Annotated in this window: 16 protein-coding genes and 1 pseudogene; 1 reads left to right on the plus strand and 16 read right to left on the minus strand. The window is 61.3% G+C overall.

What is annotated here, in order from left to right; translation table 11 throughout:
* Nucleotides 1-4: 4 nt before the first annotated feature.
* From HBN98_RS19920 to argH, 6 genes are all read right to left on the minus strand, one after another.
* Nucleotides 5-907: a polysaccharide deacetylase family protein gene (locus HBN98_RS19920; protein ID WP_083369149.1), complete on the minus strand. Its 903-nt coding sequence runs from the start codon at nt 905-907 to the stop codon at nt 5-7.
* Nucleotides 900-1,748, minus strand: coding sequence for a polysaccharide deacetylase family protein (locus tag HBN98_RS19925; protein ID WP_064587495.1), 849 nt, complete (start codon nt 1,746-1,748; stop codon nt 900-902). The genes HBN98_RS19920 and HBN98_RS19925 overlap by 8 nt, the downstream gene beginning before the upstream one ends.
* 135 nt (nt 1,749-1,883) lie before the next feature.
* On the minus strand, nt 1,884-2,708 hold the full coding sequence (locus HBN98_RS19930; RefSeq protein ID WP_064587497.1) for an ABC transporter substrate-binding protein: 825 nt from the start codon (nt 2,706-2,708) through the stop codon (nt 1,884-1,886).
* Nucleotides 2,709-2,746: 38 nt separating this feature from the next.
* Nucleotides 2,747-3,511, minus strand: a complete 765-nt coding sequence (locus HBN98_RS19935) for an amino acid ABC transporter ATP-binding protein (protein WP_064587499.1) — start codon at nt 3,509-3,511, stop codon at nt 2,747-2,749.
* Between the two features lie 10 nt (nt 3,512-3,521).
* Nucleotides 3,522-4,400: an amino acid ABC transporter permease gene (locus HBN98_RS19940; protein ID WP_083369148.1), complete on the minus strand. Its 879-nt coding sequence runs from the start codon at nt 4,398-4,400 to the stop codon at nt 3,522-3,524.
* A 151-nt stretch (nt 4,401-4,551) separates the two neighbouring features.
* The gene (gene argH, locus HBN98_RS19945) at nt 4,552-5,979 is read right to left on the minus strand and encodes an argininosuccinate lyase (protein ID WP_083369147.1); all 1,428 of its coding nucleotides are present in this window, start codon (nt 5,977-5,979) and stop codon (nt 4,552-4,554) included.
* A gap of 297 nt (nt 5,980-6,276) precedes the next feature.
* On the opposite strand from argH, the gene HBN98_RS19950 reads away from it, so the two are divergent.
* A complete protein-coding gene (locus HBN98_RS19950) occupies nt 6,277-7,242 on the plus strand; it encodes a LysR family transcriptional regulator (RefSeq protein WP_083369146.1) in 966 nt (321 codons plus the stop codon).
* Here HBN98_RS19950 and HBN98_RS19955 read toward each other — a convergent pair.
* From HBN98_RS19955 to arnB, 10 genes and pseudogenes are all read right to left on the minus strand, one after another.
* Nucleotides 7,226-7,753, minus strand: coding sequence for a GNAT family N-acetyltransferase (locus tag HBN98_RS19955; RefSeq protein WP_083369447.1), 528 nt, complete (start codon nt 7,751-7,753; stop codon nt 7,226-7,228). The two genes, HBN98_RS19950 and HBN98_RS19955, sit on opposite strands and share 17 nt — an antisense overlap.
* A 72-nt stretch (nt 7,754-7,825) precedes the next feature.
* Nucleotides 7,826-9,424 carry an ArnT family glycosyltransferase gene (locus tag HBN98_RS19960; RefSeq protein WP_083369145.1) on the minus strand — a complete coding sequence of 533 codons (1,599 nt, stop codon included), beginning with the start codon at nt 9,422-9,424 and terminating at the stop codon, nt 7,826-7,828.
* A pseudogene (locus tag HBN98_RS19965) lies at nt 9,419-10,800 on the minus strand (UDP-glucose dehydrogenase family protein); the annotation flags it as partial. The pseudogene HBN98_RS19965 and the gene HBN98_RS19960, both read right to left, overlap by 6 nt.
* Complete coding sequence (gene arnF, locus HBN98_RS19970) at nt 10,797-11,210, minus strand: 4-amino-4-deoxy-L-arabinose-phosphoundecaprenol flippase subunit ArnF (RefSeq protein ID WP_083369143.1); 414 nt, start codon at nt 11,208-11,210, stop codon at nt 10,797-10,799. The pseudogene HBN98_RS19965 and the gene arnF, both read right to left, overlap by 4 nt.
* Nucleotides 11,207-11,551: a 4-amino-4-deoxy-L-arabinose-phosphoundecaprenol flippase subunit ArnE gene (gene arnE, locus HBN98_RS19975; RefSeq protein ID WP_064587509.1), complete on the minus strand. Its 345-nt coding sequence runs from the start codon at nt 11,549-11,551 to the stop codon at nt 11,207-11,209. The genes arnF and arnE overlap by 4 nt, the downstream gene beginning before the upstream one ends.
* Entirely contained in the window at nt 11,548-13,197 is a 1,650-nt protein-coding gene (arnT, locus tag HBN98_RS19980) for a lipid IV(A) 4-amino-4-deoxy-L-arabinosyltransferase (protein WP_083369142.1), read from the minus strand. The genes arnE and arnT overlap by 4 nt, the downstream gene beginning before the upstream one ends.
* Nucleotides 13,194-14,078 carry a 4-deoxy-4-formamido-L-arabinose-phosphoundecaprenol deformylase gene (arnD, locus tag HBN98_RS19985; protein ID WP_083369141.1) on the minus strand — a complete coding sequence of 295 codons (885 nt, stop codon included), beginning with the start codon at nt 14,076-14,078 and terminating at the stop codon, nt 13,194-13,196. Before arnD ends, arnT begins: the two co-directional genes overlap by 4 nt.
* A complete protein-coding gene (gene arnA / locus HBN98_RS19990) occupies nt 14,078-16,069 on the minus strand; it encodes a bifunctional UDP-4-amino-4-deoxy-L-arabinose formyltransferase/UDP-glucuronic acid oxidase ArnA (RefSeq protein ID WP_064587512.1) in 1,992 nt (663 codons plus the stop codon). The genes arnD and arnA overlap by 1 nt, the downstream gene beginning before the upstream one ends.
* Nucleotides 16,066-17,097 carry an undecaprenyl-phosphate 4-deoxy-4-formamido-L-arabinose transferase gene (gene arnC, locus HBN98_RS19995; RefSeq protein WP_064587513.1) on the minus strand — a complete coding sequence of 344 codons (1,032 nt, stop codon included), beginning with the start codon at nt 17,095-17,097 and terminating at the stop codon, nt 16,066-16,068. The genes arnA and arnC overlap by 4 nt, the downstream gene beginning before the upstream one ends.
* Complete coding sequence (gene arnB, locus HBN98_RS20000) at nt 17,094-18,242, minus strand: UDP-4-amino-4-deoxy-L-arabinose aminotransferase (protein WP_083369140.1); 1,149 nt, start codon at nt 18,240-18,242, stop codon at nt 17,094-17,096. Before arnB ends, arnC begins: the two co-directional genes overlap by 4 nt.
* Nucleotides 18,243-18,441 lie beyond the last annotated feature (199 nt).

Genomic DNA, 18,441 nt, shown 5'->3' on the forward strand with positions numbered 1-18,441 from the left:
CGGGTCATACGAGGTAATCCCGATAATGCCGTTCATAGACCGACGCCGGATGGTCGGCGTCGATTGCCTGCGCCGATTGCGCCCACCACTGCGCAATCTCGGCGCCGCTGGCGATCCACACATCGTCATGCTTTTGAATGCCATGCAGCAATTCGCGCAACACGCCGATGCGCCCCGCAGTGGCGATGATTTCCGGGTGCAGGCGCAGCAGGTAACACAGACCGAAACGGTGAAACCCGGCGAAGTCCATCTGCAGGTTGCCCAAGGTGTGGCTGTAGGAGGCGATGCGTGATTGCGCCGGCGGCACTGCCGGGCTCAGGTTGAAGGCGAAGTACGGCTCGTCTTCCAGTTCATAATGCAGCGGCAGCTCGATGACCTCCTGGGCAGTCGGATGAGCAAACGGCAAGTCGTCACCGCGCCACGAAGACGACCAGCCAATACCGTGTTCGCGCAAGGCTTCGATGAACCCGGGCGCGCCATTCCCGGCCGGAACGCGAAAACCGCGCGGATGTTCGCCGGTCAGGGCCTGGAGCGCGGCGATGCCTTTGGCGACTTCAGCAGTTTGTGCCGCGAGGTCGAGGTGGTCGTAGTCCTGATGCCGATAACCGGCGCAGGCGATTTCATGGCCGCCCGCCTGAATCGCGGCGATGTGTTGCGGGTTTTCTTCGGCGACGATACCCGGGACGAACCAACTGCTGGTCACGCCCAGTTCCCTGAATAATCCGAGTAAACGCTCGACTCCGCGCTGCGTGCCGTAGCGCCACACCGACAGGGTCTTGTCGCGCCCGGCCACTTCCGGGGCCTGGGTCAGGATGCCGTGAATGTCGTTGTAGTCGACGGTCAGCACCACCGCGCAGCGCTTGCCGTTGGGCCAGACTTGATTGGGTGAAGCGTCGAAATCAGCCATGGTGATGCTCCTTCAGCCACCAGCGGGCGACATCGCGGCAGGTGGCGAACCACACGTCATCGCGTTGGCGCATGTGTTCGAAGAGTTGTTCCAGCAACAGGATACGTCCCGGTTTGCCGGTGATTTTCGGGTGGAACAGGGTGGTCAGGCACAAGCCTTCGTCCATGGCGCCGTCGTACTCACGTTGCCAGTTGTCGAGGGTCAGTGCGTAACTGGCGGTACGATCCAGGCCTGAAGGAAAATTCGGCGCGCGGGTGTAGGCGAGGGAGGCATAGTCGTCCATTTCCCAGCGGCCGGGGATTTCCACCAGCGGCGTGCTATGGCCGGGGACATTGACCAGATAGGGGCGATCATCGCCGCGCATGCTGCTCGAATAGATGACACCCGCCTCAGCGAGCATCGCCGGGGTTTCTGCACGCCAGTCACCGGAGGGCGTGCGAAAGCCTTCGGCGCGGATGTGCAGGTGTTGCCAGAACACGTCCCTGGATTTCGCCATCACGGCTTGCTGTTGTTCCAGCGTCAGGGCGTAGAAGGATTCGTGCTTGTAGCCGTGATAGGCCACTTCATGCCCGCGTTCGACAATCGCCTGACACTGTTTCGGCCAGTTTTCCACGACCCAGGCCGGGACGAAGAACGTGGTCGGCAGATGAAACGCATCGAGCAGATCCAGCAGCCGGGGCAGGGCGCGGTAAGGGCCGTAGCCACCGAAGCCGAAGTATTCTGGCTGGTGCCAGATCGAACCGTTGAGCATGGCATCGCCGGTCGGGCCGTCGAGGTCGAAGGCCAGGGCCAGGCACGCTTTGTGGGGGCCGGGCCAGGTGGGTTGGGGTGAGGAGGACATCACAGCGCTCCGATACTCATGGGAAAACACCGAGAAGGCTGCGATCCGGGACGCAGAGCGTCCTTGGCTGCGTTCCCACGCAGAGCGTGGGAACGATCAATCAAAAGATCGCAGCCGGGTATCAATGGCGAACCATCACTTGCCGGCGTTAATCGTCACTTCCTTGATCGCGCCCAGTTCCAGATCCCACTTCTTCAGGATCGCGTTGTAGCTGCCGTCATCGACCATGCTTTGCAACGCGACTTTCACCGCTTCGCTCAACTCAGGCTTTTTCTTGCTCACGCCCAGCCCGGTGAACTGCACCGTGATCGGCTGGCCGACGGTCTTGTACATGTCCTTTTCCTGGGTCTTGAGGTAGGACAGGGTCTCGCTGCCCTGCATCGCCGCGTCGATTCGGCTCTGGCGCAGTTGCGCACGGGCGTCGGCCGAGCCCTCGGTGCCGATCACGTTGATCGGCGGTTTGCCCGCTGCTTCACAGTTGGCCTTGCTCCACGCGGCGATTTCCGCCGGGAACGTGGTGCGCCGGCTGGTGCCGACTTTCTTGCCGCACAGGTCGATGATCTCGTTGGTCGCCGCGTTCTTCTGCAGGGTGTAGAACTGCGGGCCGCTGGTGAAGTAGTCGACGAAGGTCACGCTGGCCTGACGCTCGGCGGTATCGGTCATGCCCGACAGCACCAGGTCGACGCGGTCGGTGGTCAGCGCGTTGATCATTTGTTCGAAGCCGGTCTCCTGCCATTTGATCTTCACCCCCAGACGCTCGGCCAGAGCATTGCCCAGGTCATAGTCCAGGCCGGTGAGGGTGTTGGTGGCCGGGTCCTTGAAGTCCATCGGCGGATAGTTGGGCATGATCGCCACCACGATCTCGCCTTTTTCCTTGATGCCGGCCGGCAATTCGGCGGCCACGGCGAAACCGCAAGACATGACGGAAGCAAGTACAGCGGGGATAACAAAATTCTTCATGGTCGTTCTCTTATGCATGTTGTGGCACCAAACGGTGCTTAGGTTCGAACGGCAGAAATGAAGCTTTGGGTGCGCGGGTTTTGCGGACTTATTAGTATTTCTTCGGGGCTTCCAGCCTCCACGATCTGTCCGCCGTCCATGAACACCATGCGATTGGAAACCTCGCGGGCAAAGCCCAGTTCATGGGTGACGACGATCATGGTCATGCCGGTCTGCGCGAGATCGCGCATCACCGACAGCACCTCACCGACCAGTTCCGGGTCGAGTGCCGAAGTGGGTTCATCGAACAGCATCAGCTTCGGGCGCATGGCCAGTGCCCGGGCGATGGCAACGCGTTGCTGCTGACCGCCCGAGAGTTCGATCGGGTAGCTGTCACGCTTGTCGGCCAGGCCAACGCGGGCCAGCAATTCCAGGGCTTCTTCGTGCGCTTCCTTGGGGGAGCGCTTGAGCACCTGGCACGGGCCTTCGATGATGTTTTGCAGCACAGTCATGTGCGGGAACAGGTTGAAGCGCTGGAACACCATGCCGGTGGCCAGGCGCTGGCGGGCGATCTGCGACTCGTTGAGCTCGTGCAGCTTGTTGCCGACGACGCGGTAGCCGACCAGTTCGCCGTCGACCCACAGGCCGCCCTTGTCGATCTTTTCCAGCTGGTTGACGCAGCGCAGCAGGGTGCTCTTGCCCGAACCGGACGGGCCGATGATGCACAGCACCTCACCTTGCTCGACTTCGATGTTGATGTCCTTGAGCGCGTGGTACTGGTCGTAATACTTGTTCAGGCTGACGGCCTTGACGATGCTTCTCATGTTCGACTCCTCAAGAACGCTTGCCGGCGCCGCGAGCGAAACGACGCTCCAGACGGCTTTGACCGAAGGACAGCACAGTGACGGTGGCCAGGTACCAGATGCCGGCAACGATCAGCAGCTCCATCACGCGGGCGTTGGCGTAGTAGATGTTCTGGGCGTTGTAGAGCAGTTCCGAGTACTGGATCACGCTCGCCAGCGAGGTCATCTTGACCATGCCGATGAACTCGTTGCCGACCGGCGGAATAATGATGCGCATGGCCTGCGGCAAGATGATCCGGCGCAGCGCCTGCAGACGCGGCATGCCGATCGACTTGGCCGCTTCGTACTGCCCGGTGTCCACCGACAGCAGGCCGGCGCGCACCACTTCAGCGGTGTAGGCGCCCTGGTTGATGCTCAAGCCAAGCAGCGCTGCCACGAACGGGGTCATCAGGCTCACGGTGTCGAGTTCGAACAGGCCGGGAATGCCGATGGTGGGAAAAATCAGCGCCAGGTTGAACCACAGCAGCAGTTGCAGGATCAGCGGCGTACCGCGGAACAGCCAGGTGTAGGTCAGCGCCACGTAGCGCAGGATCGGATTGGCCGACATGCGCATGATCGCCGTGATCACCCCGAACACGATACCCAGCGCCATCGCCAATACGGCCATGATGATGGTGTTGAACAGGCCCCACATGATCGCCTGGGAGGTCAGGAACTGGCCGATGTACGACCATTCGATCTTGCCTTCGGCGAAGGCGCGCACCAGCCCGATGAGGGCGACCACAATCACCGTGGCGAAGAAAATCCGTCCGTAATAGCGGCGTGGCACATGCTGGTATTGGGTGATATCGAACTGGTTTTCCGCCAGTTTGCGCTCCGCCTGGAGTCGCTCTGCCTGAGTCTGGCTCATGGTGTTTCTCCGAACTGTTGTTTCAAATCCAACACATTCCACCTGTAGGAGTGAGCCTGCTCGCGATTGCGATAGCCCATGCAGCATTGGTGTGGCTGACCCACCGCTATCGCGAGCGGGCTCGCTCCCACAGGGTTTGGCGTTGACGGCTTCAGAGGCGGAAGCCCTGATAGTTTTCGGTCCATTGCTGTTGCGCGGCGAGCGCGGTTTTCAAGCGGCCGATCTGTTCGCGCACCTGTTGCGGCGCGGTTCCGCCCCAGCCACTGCGCGCGGCAATGGCCGCTTCCAGCGTGAGGCTGTCGCGTACATCAGCGCTCAGGCGCGGATCGATCTCGGCCAGCAGCGCCGGCGTGGCTTCCCACAATTCGATGCCGTGTTTCTCGCAGGCCTGCACCAGCGCGCCGGTGATTTCGTGCGCTTCCTTGAACGGCACACCGCGCACCGCCAGCCAGTCGGCGACTTCGGTGGCGAGGGTGAAACCGAGCGGCGCCTGGCGCCGCAGCTCTTCAACATTGACGGTCATGGTCGCGACCATCCCGGCCATCGCCGGGAGCACCAGCAGCAAGGTGTCGACACTGTCGAGCACGCCGTTCTTGTCCTCGCTCAGGTCGCGGTTGTACGACAGCGGCAGCGACTTGAGCGTCGAGAGCAGGCCGGTCAGATTGCCGATCAAGCGCCCGGCCTTGCCCCGCGCCAGTTCGGCGATGTCCGGGTTTTTCTTCTGCGGCATGATCGAACTGCCGGTGGCATAGGCGTCGTCCAGGTCGACCCAGCGGAACTGGCGCGACGACCACAGGCAAAACTCTTCGGCAAGCCGCGAGATGTTGATCCCGAGCATGCTGGCGATGAACAGGAATTCGGCGACGTGATCACGGCTGGCGACGGCGTCGATGGAGTTCTCGCAGACCCCGGCATACCCCATTTCCCTGGCTGATTGCTGCGGCTGGCGAGCGATGGCGGAGCCGGCCATGGCTGCGGCACCCAGTGGCGACAGCGAGGTGCGGACATCCCAATCGACCAGACGCTGTACATCACGCAGCATCGATTGCGCGTGGGCCAGCAAGTGATGGGCAAAAACGATCGGTTGCGCCTGCTGCAAGTGAGTAAAACCGGGGCAGATGCTTTCGACGTGCTGCTCGGCCTGCTGCACCAGCGCCTGTTGCAGCGCCAGCACCTCGACCGCCAGGGTGCGCACATGGTCACGCAGAAACAGACGCAGGTCGTTGGCGGTCTGGTCGTTGCGCGAACGACCGGCGCGCAGCTTGCCGCCCAGCGCGCCGAGTCGCTCGGTGAGCAGGCGTTCAATGAACGTGTGCACGTCTTCGTCATCCAGCGTCGGGGCAATGCTGCCGGCGCGGAAGTCGGCACCGATGGCGTCCAGCGCGGCGAGCATGGTCCGGGTTTCCTCTTCGGTGAGCAGGCCGGCGCGTTGCAGTTCACCGGCATGAGCCTTAGAGCCGGCGAGGTCGTACGGGGTCAGGCGGAAATAGCGTTCAGGGCAACGCGACAGCGCCGCCAGGGCAGCGGACGGGCCGCTTTTGAATCGGGCGCCCCAAAGACGGTCGGTGGGTTGAGACATTTGTTGTTTTCCTCGTCGGTAACGCGAACTGAAATCGGTGTGCATGACCTGCGAATACCGGCTGAACAATCAGCGGACGGATTCAGGCCAAGCAGTTTTCAAGAGGGCAGTTGCAATGTCGCGAGAGCTGATCGAAGTGTCAGCTTTTAATGTTTGTCGATCAGTGATTTGGCACTGATGTTCGGGATTTTCTGGCAGTTGCCAAGCCGAGTTTTCTGTGATCATTATTATTAGTCGGCGATGTTTTTGTTGTTGGACACAGATTGTTGAACATTGCGCCAGAGGTAAATCAGCATTATGGAAACCCCACTTTCCAATTCCGGAAACCCGCCATCGAAAACCGCACATCGCGCGCCGCTGGCGCTGAGTGGCCTGGACTTCAAACTGCTCAAGGTGTTCAAGGCGGTGGTTGAGGCTGGAGGCTTCAGCGCGGCGCAAAATGAGCTGAACGTGGGCCTTGCGGCGATCAGCAAACAGATTTCCGACCTGGAAATTCGTATCGGCATGCGCTTGTGCACCCGTGGGCGCGAGGGCTTTCACCTGACCGAAGAAGGGCGTCTGGTGTATCAGGCATCAATTGATCTGTTTGCCTCTGTCGATAACTTCCGCGACCGCCTTAGTTCGGCACAAAACGAACTTATCGGGGATTTGGGGGTGGGCGTAATCGACAATACGATCAGCGATCCGAATTCACCGTTAGTTGCAGCGTTGAAGAAGTTGAATGAAGAGTCGCCGAAAGTAAGATTTCAACTTCAGGCGTCACAACTGGATGAAGTTGAAAGAGGCGTAGTCGAGGGGCGCCTGGTGGCCGGCATTGTTCCGGTTTATCAACATCGAGAAGAGTTTGATTATTACCCGCTGTATGAGGAACGCTCGCAAGTTTACTGCGCGCTCGGCCATCCGCTGTTCGACATGCCGCAGACGCACATGAGCGGTGATGTGCTGCAGGACTACGAGTGCGTCAACCACCGCTACGCGATCCACCGCGACAAACTCAACTATGCGCGCTACGACAGTTTTTCCGCCTCTGCCACTCAGGTCGAGGCTGTGGCATTGCTGATCAAGACCGGGCGTTTCGTGGGTTTTCTGCCCGAGCATTACGCCGCAACACTGGTCGCCGCCGGACAGTTTCGTGCGTTGTTGCCGGAGCGGATTCACATCGTTACGCCGTTCAATCTGATCCTGCGGCACAACACGGTGCGCAGTCCGCTGGTCAAAGCGTTTGCCCAGGCCTTGGGAGTCAATCTCAAGGCTGCGGTTTGAATTGAAGATGCATGGCGCAGCGCCGTTCAATGGGCAATCCGCAGGCTGCTTCGCTGTTTAATGCATCGACTAAATGCGCCGGTGTTGCTTGTGGGGTTAACCGGCTAAAGCCCATTCGTTGATAAAACGGTGCGTTCCACGGCAGATCAGAAAATGTTGTCAGCGTAACGGCGTGAAGTTGCTGCCGGGCAGCGTGCTCAATGGCCATCAACAACAACTTGCGACCCATTCCCTGGCCCTGAAAGTGTTGGCTGACCGACAGTTCCTCGATATGCAATTGGTTGTCGATTTCCACCGCCCGCAGAAATCCGCCAAGTTGCTGATCAGTGAGTTCGGCCACCCACACCCAAGCGCTGCAGATTGCCTGCAAGTGCTGTTCGGCATCGGGTACGGGGGCCTCGGCAAGCCAGGCGAGGCTTGGGTCCAGGCGAAACAGCTCGGCGGCCGAGCGTTCAATGGCGGGGAGGGCGGCGGCATCACTTGGCCGGGCCCGGCGTACAACAAAACTCATGATGACAAAATCCTTGTAGGCGCTGCCGCTGGCTGCGATCCAAAAGCAAAAGATCGCAGCCTTCGCCAAGCTCTACAAGGGTTTCACGTACAACAGCACGTAATCGTTCTTGTCGAAGCGTCCCGACAACACCGGTTGCAGACCGGCCAGCGAAGTACCTTGCAGCGATTGCTGGTCCTTGCTGTCCATCATCAGCCAGGCCGGGCCCTTGATGGCTTCGAGTTGCTGCACCGTTTCGGTGAACTGCGGCTGCAGGTCCTGCTCGACGTTGACCATGAACTTGATCGCCTTGGCGTCTTTGCCCATGCCGTGCAGCACCAGCGGTGCCGGGTTCTGTTGCACCTGCGCGAACGCGGCGCGGCTGAACGCCTGCGTGTCGTACAGGCGCCGCTCCACCGGTTCGAACACCGCGGCATACACCGTCCACAACGCCAGGACCGAGCACAACGCCAACACTTCGGCACGCCAGCGCGGGACCCACAAACGCCACAGCGCGAGCAATTGCAGGACGCCGAGCACGATCAGCACCAGGGTGAGGCCGTTGAGTTGCTCGGGAAACCGGCGCCTGGCAACCAGCAGCGCCACCATCAGCAGCCCCGGCGTCAGCAGCCACAGCGCTTGAATCACGCCACGCAATACGCGGAACACCCGCCCGTGCAGGACCTGGAACGGGTACGCCGCAATGATCGCCGCCATCGGCAGCATCGGCAGCAGGTAACGCGCCTTTTTCGCCTGTGGAATCGACAGGCCGACCATCACGATCAACCCGGCGGCCGCGCAGTACTGGACCAGACGCAACGCCGGCCCACGCTGATGCGGTTTGCTCAGCCAGGTCGCGGCCAGGGCCAGGATTGCCAGCGGGTACGCCAATGCGTAGTTGCCCATGGAACTGGTGAAGTAATACAGCGAACCGCTGACGCCTTCAGTGCCGTCCATGCGCCCCATGAATTGCATGCGGATCACGTCCTGCAGGAACGCCTCGCCACCGCTGAGTTTCGCCAGCCACAACAGCAGGCCGACACACGCTGCGAGTAACACGGAAGCAATCACGCCGAACACGAACAGGCGTTTCCACTCACGGTTGAGCAGGTAGTAACTGCAGAGCATGCCGGTCGGCACCACCAGGCCGATGGGCCCGCGAATCCCGAAGCCCAACAGCAACAGGAGAAAAATCAGCGGCCAGCGACGGCGCGAGCCGAAGTGGTCGTGCGCATAGCCCAGGTAAAACACCGACAGCGCCACGGCGGCGAGCATCAGGTCTTGCGACACCGCGCGCACTTCGGTGACAAAAGTGCTGGTGAGCATCAGCAGCGCAATGCTGATCAATGCCCAGCGCTGCGAATGCACCGCCAGCAAGCGGTACATCAAGCTCACGATCACCGCGCCGGCAATCGCGCTGGGCAGCCACGCGGTCAGGGTGTTGACCGCGCCGAAGGGCAGCGACAACAACCAGATGAACAGCGTCGAAAGCGCCGAATAGTCGGCATACGGTTGGCCGTAGGTGGTGGGGAATACTGTCGGCCCGTGCCTCAACATCTCTTGGGCAAACAGCACGAAACGTGAATCGAAGCCAATGGGAGCCTGTCCGTAAACCCCGGCGATAAACAACAGCAGTGCCAGCAGCCCTGCGATCAGGGACTGCCGGCGGATGACAGGCGACAACGTAATCAAGCGACGTCCGCAGTGTTGGGCCACTGCTGCAGCGGCATCGGCAGTTTGCGCGAATCACCACGGCCGATCGGGAAGTACTTGAAGCCAGCGCGCGCCAGACGCTCGGCGTCGTACAGGTTGCGGCCGTCGAAGATCACCGGGGCTTTCAGACGCTGCTCGATCAAGTCGAAATCCGGCGCCTTGAACTGTTGCCATTCGGTGCAGATGATCAGCGCATCGGAACCTGCGAGCACCGATTCCGGGGTGCCCATCAGCATCAGTTTTTCTTCGTTCGGGTACAGATGCTGGGTTTCCTGCATCGCTTCCGGGTCGAACGCGCGAACACTGGCGCCGGCGGCGAACAGCGAATCGAGCAGCACGCGGCTCGGCGCGTCGCGCATGTCGTCGGTGTTCGGCTTGAACGCCAGGCCCCACAAGGCAAAGGTCTTGCCGCGCAGATCACCTTTGTAGAACGCATTGATGCGGTCGAACAGCTTGTGCTTCTGACGCTCGTTGATCGCTTCGACCGCTTGCAGCAGGTCGCTGGAGCAATGCGCCTGCTCGGCACTGTGGATCAGCGCGCGCATGTCTTTCGGGAAGCACGAACCGCCATAACCGCAGCCCGGGTAAATGAAGTGATAACCGATGCGCGTGTCGGCACCGATGCCCTGACGGACCGATTCGATGTCGGCGCCCAGGTGTTCGGCCAGTTCGGCGATCTGGTTGATGAAGCTGATTTTGGTCGCCAGCATGCAGTTGGCGGCGTATTTGGTCAGCTCGGCGCTGCGCAGGTCCATGAACATGATGCGGTCGTGGTTGCGGTTGAACGGCGAGTACAGGTCGCGCATCACGTCTTGCACTTCGTCACCTTCACAGCCGATGACGATGCGGTCCGGACGACGGCAGTCGGACACCGCCGAACCTTCCTTGAGAAATTCCGGGTTGGAGACGATATCGAACTGCAGTTCACGACCGGCCTTGGCCAGCGCGGCCTGAATGTGTGCACGCAGGGTGTCGCCGGTGCCGACCGGTACGGTGGATTTCTCCACCAGGATCAGCGGCTGCTCACGGTGGCGCGCCACCGCATCACCCACCGACAGCACGTATTTCAGATCGGCCGAGCCGTCCTCGCTGGACGGTGTACCGACGGCGATGAACGCGACGCGACCGTGTTGTACGGCGAGTTTTTCATCGGAGGTGAAATGCAGGCGGCCGGAGTCCAGGCCTTCGCGCACCAGGCTCGACAGACCCGGCTCGAAGATGCTGACGTGCCCCTGGCGCAGCAGTTCGACTTTCTTCTGATCGATGTCCATGCACACGACGTCGTGACCGACTTCGGCCAACACGGCGGCCTGCACCAGGCCAACATAACCGCTACCAAATACTGTGATTTTCATGGAGCACTCCTGAATTCGGGCGCACGAGACGGACGAGTGTTAATAGTGATGACCCCGAGCATGACCAGTGCCACGCCCAGCGATTTAGTGAAACTGAACGATTCGTTGAACAGCGGCAGACTGGCCGCCAGCAGGTACACCAGCGCGTAGCTGATGCTCAACAGCGAATAAGCCCGGCCCAGCGGCAGATCACGCAAGGCCGCGAGCCAGCAGAGCATCGACAGCGCGTAGGCGAAAATCGCCGCCGCCACCACTGCCAATGCCGTCAGATCAGCGCTGCCGGCGCTCAGCGCCGTCAACCATTGGTCCGGCTGCGGCAGGCGCGTCATGCTCCAGCGCATGCCCAGTTGGGCACTGCTGACCAAGCCCACGCTGGCCAGAGCAAAACCGATACCCCGTGCTTTGCTCATGACTGTTGCCCCAGCAAAACCACGCCGCCGATCACCAGTGCCACACCCAGCCAATGCTGGCGGTCGATGGGCTCGCGAAAGACGAAGCGGGCGATCAGAGTGATCAGCACGAAATTGAGGCTGAGCATCGGGTAAGCGATGCCCACTTCAAGACGCTGCAACACCAAAAGCCAGACCAACAGCCCGCTGCCGAGAGAAAACAGCGCCAGCCACAACCACGGCGAACGCAGTTTGTCGGCCCAGGACGACTCGACACCGCGCCAGCTTTCCACGGCGAATTTCTGCGCGACTTGCCCAAGGCAGGTCAGCAGGCACGCCGTCAGCAACAGCAACCCACTCATGACGGATCCTTGGGCAGCACCATGATCACCAGATTGCCCGATTCGTAACGGGTGCCGTCCTTGGGCAGCAGGTCCAGCTCTTCGAGCTCGTCCTGGCCCTTGACGCGCATCAGCACACCGACCGCTCCGCTAGGGCGCGCTTCACGTACCCATTGTTGAACCGTGTCTTTGGTGATCCGGCGTGCAGCGCCTTCCGGGTAGGAGAGGCCGTACTTGAGCTCGCCGACCGTGTTGTACAGCGCGACCTCCGGTTGTTTCATGCGCCAGGCCAATGCCGCCGCCGCGCCCAGATCGTTGCTCAGCAGGTGTGTGGCGTCGGCCAGTTCAGTGACGTGATGACGGATGAACTGATCCGGGGTTTTATTGGCCACCACCGATTTGGGCAATGCCGCCGGCAGGATCCCGGCCAGCAACAGACTGCCCAGCGCCGGCGCCGCCCAGCATTGCAGCGGGAGGAACGCTTGGGCGAGGTTGGCGATGATCCAGCCGATCAGGGCAATGAACACCAGCACCAGGCTGTGCAGCTCGTGGTCGTACACCGGTTTGTTCAGTTGCAGGTAAACCAGTGCAATCAGCGTGACCACGCCCAGCAGCAGGTTCAGCAGACCGTTGATTCCCAGCGCGCGACCTTGCTCCAGACGCAAGCGATCGGCCAGCGCATTGCCCAGCAGCAGCGCCATCGGCAACAGGCACGGCAGGATGTAGGTCGGCAGCTTGCCGTTGCTCAGGCTGAAAAAGCCCAGCGGCAGCAACAGCCACAACAACAGGAACACCATCTTCGGCTGGGCACGGGTTTGCCAGGCTTGCTTGAAGGCCGTCGGCAACAGACCGACCCACGGCAGGCTGAACGCGACCAGCAGCGGCAGGTAGAACCACCACGGCGCGTCGTGCTGCGCATCGTCCCCGGCAAAGCGACGAATGTGTTCATGCCAGAAGAAGAACCGCCAGTAATCCGGTTCCTGCGCGTGCACCGCCAGTGCCCATGGCAGGCTGACGATGATGGCGATGGCGACCGCCACCGGACCGAACACCAGCAGTTCGCGCCAGCGTTTCTGCCAGAGCATCCACGGCAGCGCGATCAGTACCGGCAGCAACCAGGCGAGAAAGCCCTTGGTCATGAAACCCATGCCACAAGCCAGCCCCAACAGCGCCCAGGCGCCCAGACGTTGTCCGGTGCTTTTGCCGTCGAGCGCAAACCACAGCGCCACCAGACTCAGGTTGACCCAGAAGGTGAACTGCGGATCGAGGTTGGCGTACCCAGCCTGGCCGGCGACCACGGTGAAGCTCATGTAGAGCAGGGCGCAGACGAAGCTCTTGCGCGGGTCGTTCCACAACCGGCGCGCGACCAGATAGGCCAGCAGCACACTCAACGCGGTGCTGAGGGCCGAGGCGAAGCGCACGCCGAACAGGTTCTGCCCGAACAATTCCTGGCCGATGGCGATCATCCAGTAGCCGGCAATCGGTTTTTCGAAGTAACGCAGGCCCATGAAATGCGGCGATACCCAGTTGCCGCTCAGCAGCATGTCCTGGCTGATCTGTGCGTAACGGGTTTCGTCGGGGATCCACAGGCCATGGGTGCTCAACGGCAACAGATAGGCCAGCAGACAAAGTCCGACCAACAACGGCAGTGCCCAGCGTTTGGTCATGCGCCTTGCACTCCCAGCCAGCCTTCACGGCCTTCGAGTGCACCGCGTTGCACGCGGCCCACGGGCAAGGTGTTGAAATACTCGGGCAGCAAGTTGCCCAAGGGTTGGAAGTCAATGTGGCGCTGGCGTGCATCGGCCAGCAATTGACGAAAGTCCTGAGCCATCAGAATCCCTTCTACTTCGGCATGAATGGTGTAGACGTTGAGTGCTTGCGGCCGGAACCGGTCGAGGATGAAGGCGTTGAAGTCCTTCGCCGCCACCTGCGGGCCGACGACTTCGTCGAAGGTCGGCAGGTCCACTGGAATCTGCGGCGTACCCGGCGTGCCGTCCGCCAGCAGCGGACGGAACAGGCTCTGCCCCCGGCAATCGCTGTTGTAGCGAAAGCCGAAGGCCTGTTTGGCCTCGATCACGCGCTCGTCCGCACGCCAACCGGCGGCGGCCGAACACTGGATCTTTTCACCGATAATGTCGCTCAACGTGTCGACGCCGCGACGGATCTGTTCGATCAGTTGCGCGTCGCTCCAGCGCCCGGCATTGGCCTGCCAGCCATGGTGATCCCAGGAATGCAGGCCGACTTCATGACCGGCGTCCCGGGCCTGACGCATCAGGTGCCCGAGATCACGGCCAATCGGTTTGCCCGGCCAGGCGGTGCCGGCCAGCAGAATGTCCCAGCCGTACAGGCCGGCAGCGTTGGAGCGCAGCATTTTCCAGAGGAATTGCGGGCGGATCAGGCGCCACAGATGTCGGCCCATGTTGTCCGGGCCGACACTGAAGAAAAACGTTGCCTTGACCTGCGCCTCGTCGAGCATCTCCAGCAGCCGCGGCACACCTTCACGGGTGCCACGGTAGGTGTCGACATCGATACGAAGACCTGCCTGCATTACTTCTTGTCCGCGATTTCGAGCATGGCTTCACGCAGGAAGAAGTCCAGGGTGTTGCCGATGGTCTCGCGCATTTCCACGGTCGGCTCCCAGTTCAGCAGGCGCTTGGCGTTGGCAATGCTTGGCTTGCGGTGTTCCACGTCCTGGTAACCGGCACCGTAGAACGCCTTGCTCTCCACGTCGCGGAAACCGGCGAACGGAGGGAAGTTGTGACGCAGCGGATGCGCTTCGAACTGACGCAGCAGCTCTTCGCCCAACTGACGGATGCTGGCTTCGTTGTCCGGGTTGCCGATGTTGATGATCTGGCCGTTGCAGACGTCGTTGTCGTTATCGATGATGCGCGCCAGTGCTTCGACGCCGTCAGCGATGTCGGTGAAGCAACGCTTCTGCTCGCCGCCGTCGAACAGACGGATTGGCGTGCCTTCGACCAGGTTGAGGATCAGCTGGGTGATGGCGCGGGAGCTGCCGATACGCGCCGAATCCAGACGGTCCAGACGCGGGCCCATCCAGTTGAACGGACGGAACAGGGTGAAGTTCAGGCCCTTGGCGCCGTAAGCCCAGATCACGCGGTCCAGCAGTTGCTTGGAAACCGAGTAGATCCAGCGCTGCTTGTTGATCGGACCAACGATCAGGTTCGAGCTGTCTTCGTCGAAGTTCTTGTCCTGGCACATGCCATAGACTTCCGAGGTCGACGGGAAGATCACGCGCTTGTTGTACTTGACGCAGTAGCGAACCAGTTTCAGGTTCTCTTCGAAGTCCAGTTCGAATACGCGCAGCGGGTTGCGGGTGTATTCGATCGGGGTGGCGATGGCCACCAGCGGCAGGACCACGTCGCACTTCTTGATGTGGTACTCGATCCACTCGGAGTGAATGCTGATGTCGCCTTCGACGAAGTGGAAGTTCGGGTGGCTGCGCAGACGCTCGATGGCGTCGGAGCCGATGTCCAAACCGTAGACTTCGTAGCGGTCGTCACGCAGCAGGCGCTCGGACAGGTGGTTACCGATGAAGCCGTTGACCCCGAGGATCAGCACGCGAGTACGACGTGGCGCACGACCGGATTCGGCACCGCGCAGCAGCGAGCCATCCACCAGACCCAGTTCGTTGGCCAGTTGCGGGCCGCTCAGGTACAGGCCGTTGTCGTTGCGCTGACCGGCGTTGATCACCAGCGAGTCTTGACCGCAGGCAATGCGCAGCGGATCGACGCTGATCACGCGGCCAGGCGCCTGGCCTTCGTTGCCCTTGACGACCTCGGCGCTCCAGACGATCAGCTTGTGCTCGCCCACGGCGCAGAAGGCGCCCGGGTAAGGGCGGGTCACGGCGCGCACCAGGTTGAACAGTTCTTCGGCCGGTTTGGCCCAGACCAGTTTGCCGTCCGCTGGAGTGCGGCGACCGAATACGGTGGCCTTGGATTCGTCCTGCGGGGTTTCGGTGATCTTGCCTTGCAGCATGTTCGGCAGGGTGTCGCGCAGCAGGTCGCTGGCGGCGGTGCGCAGTTTGGCGTGCAGGGTCAGGCCGGTGTCGCTGCGCTCGATGGCAACGCGCTGCTGGGCAACGATGGCGCCGGCATCAGCGCGCTTGACCATGCGGTGCAGGGTCACGCCGGTTTCGGTTTCGCCGTTGACCAGCACCCAGTTCGCCGGGGCGCGGCCGCGATAGCGTGGCAGCAGCGAACCGTGCAGGTTGAACGCACCTTTTTTCGCCAGGGCCAACAGTGGCTCGCTCAGCAGGTTGCGGTAGTAGAAGGAGAAAATGTACTCCGGGTCCAGCTTGGCGATGCGCTCGATCCACAGCGGGTGATTGGCGTCTTCTGGCGCGTGTACCGGAATGCCTTTGTTGGCGCACAGCTGTGCAACCGACGCATAGAACGCGTTTTCTTTCGGATCATCGGCGTGAGTGAACACTGCTGCAATGTCGTAGCCGCTGTTGAGCAGGGCTTCAATGCCGGCGCAGCCAATATCGTGGTAGGCGAAGACAACAGTTTTTGCACTCATGAGAGAACCTGATCGGAAGTGGAAGAATTAGCGGTAGAAGAAAGACCATCAACGGTGACGGCAGGGGCCGGATCGGCCGGCTGGCTGCGCAACACCTTTTCGATGAAGAAACGTGGACGGGCGCGCACATCGCTGTACATGCGGCCCAGGTATTCACCCAGCAGCCCCATGCCGATGAACTGACCACCGGTGAACACGAACAGCACGGCGAACAGCACGAAGGTGCCGTCACCGGCCCATCCGGCACCGAACGCCAGACGCAGAATGATCAGCGCCGCGGCGAACAGCACACCCAGACCGGCCATGGCGAAGCCGACGATGCTCAGCAGGCGCAGCGGGGTGGTGGTCATGCAGGTGACCAGATCGAACATCAGGTTGATCAGGCGCATCGGGCTGTATTTCGAGTCACCGTGTTCACGCTCGGCGTGGGCCACGACGATTTCGGTGGTGTGGCGGGCGAAGCTGTTGGCCAGGATCGGGATGAACGTGCTGCGCTCGCGGCAGGCGAGCATCGCGTCGATGATGGTGCGGCGGTAGGCGCGCAGCATGCAGCCGTAGTCGCTCATGGCGACGCCGGTGGAGCGCTGCACGGCGAGGTTGATCAGTTTCGACGGGTAGCGGCGCAACGCTGAATCCTGGCGATTGCCACGCACGGTGCCGACCACGTCGTAGCCTTTTTCGGCCTCGGCGACCAGCCGTGGAATTTCTTCCGGCGGGTTCTGCAGGTCGGCGTCGAGGGTGATCACCACGTCGCCCTTGCACTGTTCGAAACCGGCCATGATTGCGGCGTGCTGACCATAGTTGCGGTTGAGGATCACTGCCACGAACGGGCTGTTTTCACGGCCGGCGGCTTCTTCGAGCATGTTCGCCGATTCGTCGCGGCTGCCGTCGTCGACCAGTACGATTTCAAAATCGTGTTTCAGCTGGCGGCAGGCCGCCTCGGTACGGCGCAGCAGTTCAGGCAGGCTTTCCTGTTCGTTGTAGACCGGGATGACGATCGACACGCTACGGATTGGATAAGGTTTCACAGGCGGTTTTCCATGATTTGTGCGATGGCACCGACCACGCGATCAAGGTCTTGATCGGTCATGTCGGGGAACAGCGGAATCGAGCACAGCCGCGCCGAGTTCCATTCGGTGTTGGGCAGATACAGGTCGGGGTCACGCTGGCGATACCAGGTGTGCAGGTGGGTGGCGATGAAATGGATACCGGTGCCGATGCCCTGATCCTGCAACGCCTTCATGAACGCTTCGCGGTCCATGCCGCAGCGTTCGCTGTCGATGCGCAGGATGAACAGGTGCCAGGCGTGTTGCTGGGCGTAGGCGGGCAGGGCCAGTGGTTGCACCGGCAGGCCTTCGAACTTTTGCAGGTAGGCGGTGGCCAGTTCGGTGCGACGGGCGTTGATTTCGTCCAGGCGCTGCAACTGCACCAAGGCAATCGCGGCGTTGATATCGGCCAGGTTGTACTTGAAACCCGGCTCCATCACTTGCGCCTGAGGCTTGCGGCCGCCGGTCAGGCGATCATAGGCATCGACGCCCAGGCCGTGGAATTTGAGCATGCGCACGCGGCTGGCGAGGGCTTCGTCGTCGGTGACGAACATCGCGCCTTCGGCACAGGTCATGTTCTTGATCGCGTGGAAGGAAAAAATCGCCGTGCCTTGCGAACCGACGTGACGCCCCTTGTAGCGGGTGCCGGCGGCGTGGGCGGCGTCTTCGATGACCGCAATGCCGTGTTTGTCGGCCAAGGCATACAGCGGATCGAGATCGAACGCGGCACCGGCATAGTGCACCGGGATGATTGCCTTGGTCCGCGGAGTGATGGCCGCTTCGATACGCGCAGCGTCGGTCATCAGCGTGTCGCGGTCGACATCGACGAACACCGGTTTGGCGCCCAGCAGGGAGATCATGTTGGCGGTCGAGACCCAGGTCTGCGACGGGGTGATGACTTCGTCGCCCGGGCCAATGCCGAGCGCGAGCAAGGTGATGTGCATCCCGCCGGTTGCCGAAGACAAGGCCACCGCATGTTTGCAACCGACATACCGCGCAAACTGCTCTTCGAGTGCCTGGTTTTTCGGCCCCGTCGTGATCCAGCCCGAACGCAACACCTGCTCGACGGCGGCAATTTCCTCATCGCCAATACTTGGGCGGGAGAAGGGGAGAAACGCCTGACTCATGGGCACCTCATTGCAAAAAAAATAAAGGTTGGACTAACGATCCGTTGGATCCAACTTCAGCGTAGACACAGAAAAGCGCTCCTGCATCAATGACTTGGCAAAAAAAGCATGACGTCGGGGATAGATTGACTTTTCACGATTTGCCCGGCAGGTTGGGGCATAGCCACTACCGAACCTATGGGAATTAAGGTTATGCCGG

This window comes from Pseudomonas koreensis (genome assembly GCF_012986595.1).
GTDB classification, from domain to species: Bacteria; Pseudomonadota; Gammaproteobacteria; order Pseudomonadales; family Pseudomonadaceae; genus Aquipseudomonas; species Aquipseudomonas koreensis.

Excerpts from the sequence above, each read along its gene's own strand:
- arnD (WP_083369141.1), bottom strand. The coding sequence starts at position 14,078 with ATGCAGGCAGGTCTTCGTATCGATGTCGACACCTACCGTGGCACCCGT.
- HBN98_RS19930 (WP_064587497.1), bottom strand. The coding sequence starts at position 2,708 with ATGAAGAATTTTGTTATCCCCGCTGTACTTGCTTCCGTCATGTCTTGC.
- arnF (WP_083369143.1), bottom strand. The coding sequence starts at position 11,210 with ATGAGCAAAGCACGGGGTATCGGTTTTGCTCTGGCCAGCGTGGGCTTG.
- HBN98_RS19920 (WP_083369149.1), bottom strand. The coding sequence starts at position 907 with ATGGCTGATTTCGACGCTTCACCCAATCAAGTCTGGCCCAACGGCAAG.
- HBN98_RS19950 (WP_083369146.1), top strand. The coding sequence starts at position 6,277 with ATGGAAACCCCACTTTCCAATTCCGGAAACCCGCCATCGAAAACCGCA.
- arnA (WP_064587512.1), bottom strand. The coding sequence starts at position 16,069 with ATGAGTGCAAAAACTGTTGTCTTCGCCTACCACGATATTGGCTGCGCC.
- arnT (WP_083369142.1), bottom strand. The coding sequence starts at position 13,197 with ATGACCAAACGCTGGGCACTGCCGTTGTTGGTCGGACTTTGTCTGCTG.
- HBN98_RS19940 (WP_083369148.1), bottom strand. The coding sequence starts at position 4,400 with ATGAGCCAGACTCAGGCAGAGCGACTCCAGGCGGAGCGCAAACTGGCG.
- HBN98_RS19935 (WP_064587499.1), bottom strand. The coding sequence starts at position 3,511 with ATGAGAAGCATCGTCAAGGCCGTCAGCCTGAACAAGTATTACGACCAG.
- arnE (WP_064587509.1), bottom strand. The coding sequence starts at position 11,551 with ATGAGTGGGTTGCTGTTGCTGACGGCGTGCCTGCTGACCTGCCTTGGG.
- HBN98_RS19925 (WP_064587495.1), bottom strand. The coding sequence starts at position 1,748 with ATGTCCTCCTCACCCCAACCCACCTGGCCCGGCCCCCACAAAGCGTGC.
- arnB (WP_083369140.1), bottom strand. The coding sequence starts at position 18,242 with ATGAGTCAGGCGTTTCTCCCCTTCTCCCGCCCAAGTATTGGCGATGAG.
- argH (WP_083369147.1), bottom strand. The coding sequence starts at position 5,979 with ATGTCTCAACCCACCGACCGTCTTTGGGGCGCCCGATTCAAAAGCGGC.
- HBN98_RS19955 (WP_083369447.1), bottom strand. The coding sequence starts at position 7,753 with ATGAGTTTTGTTGTACGCCGGGCCCGGCCAAGTGATGCCGCCGCCCTC.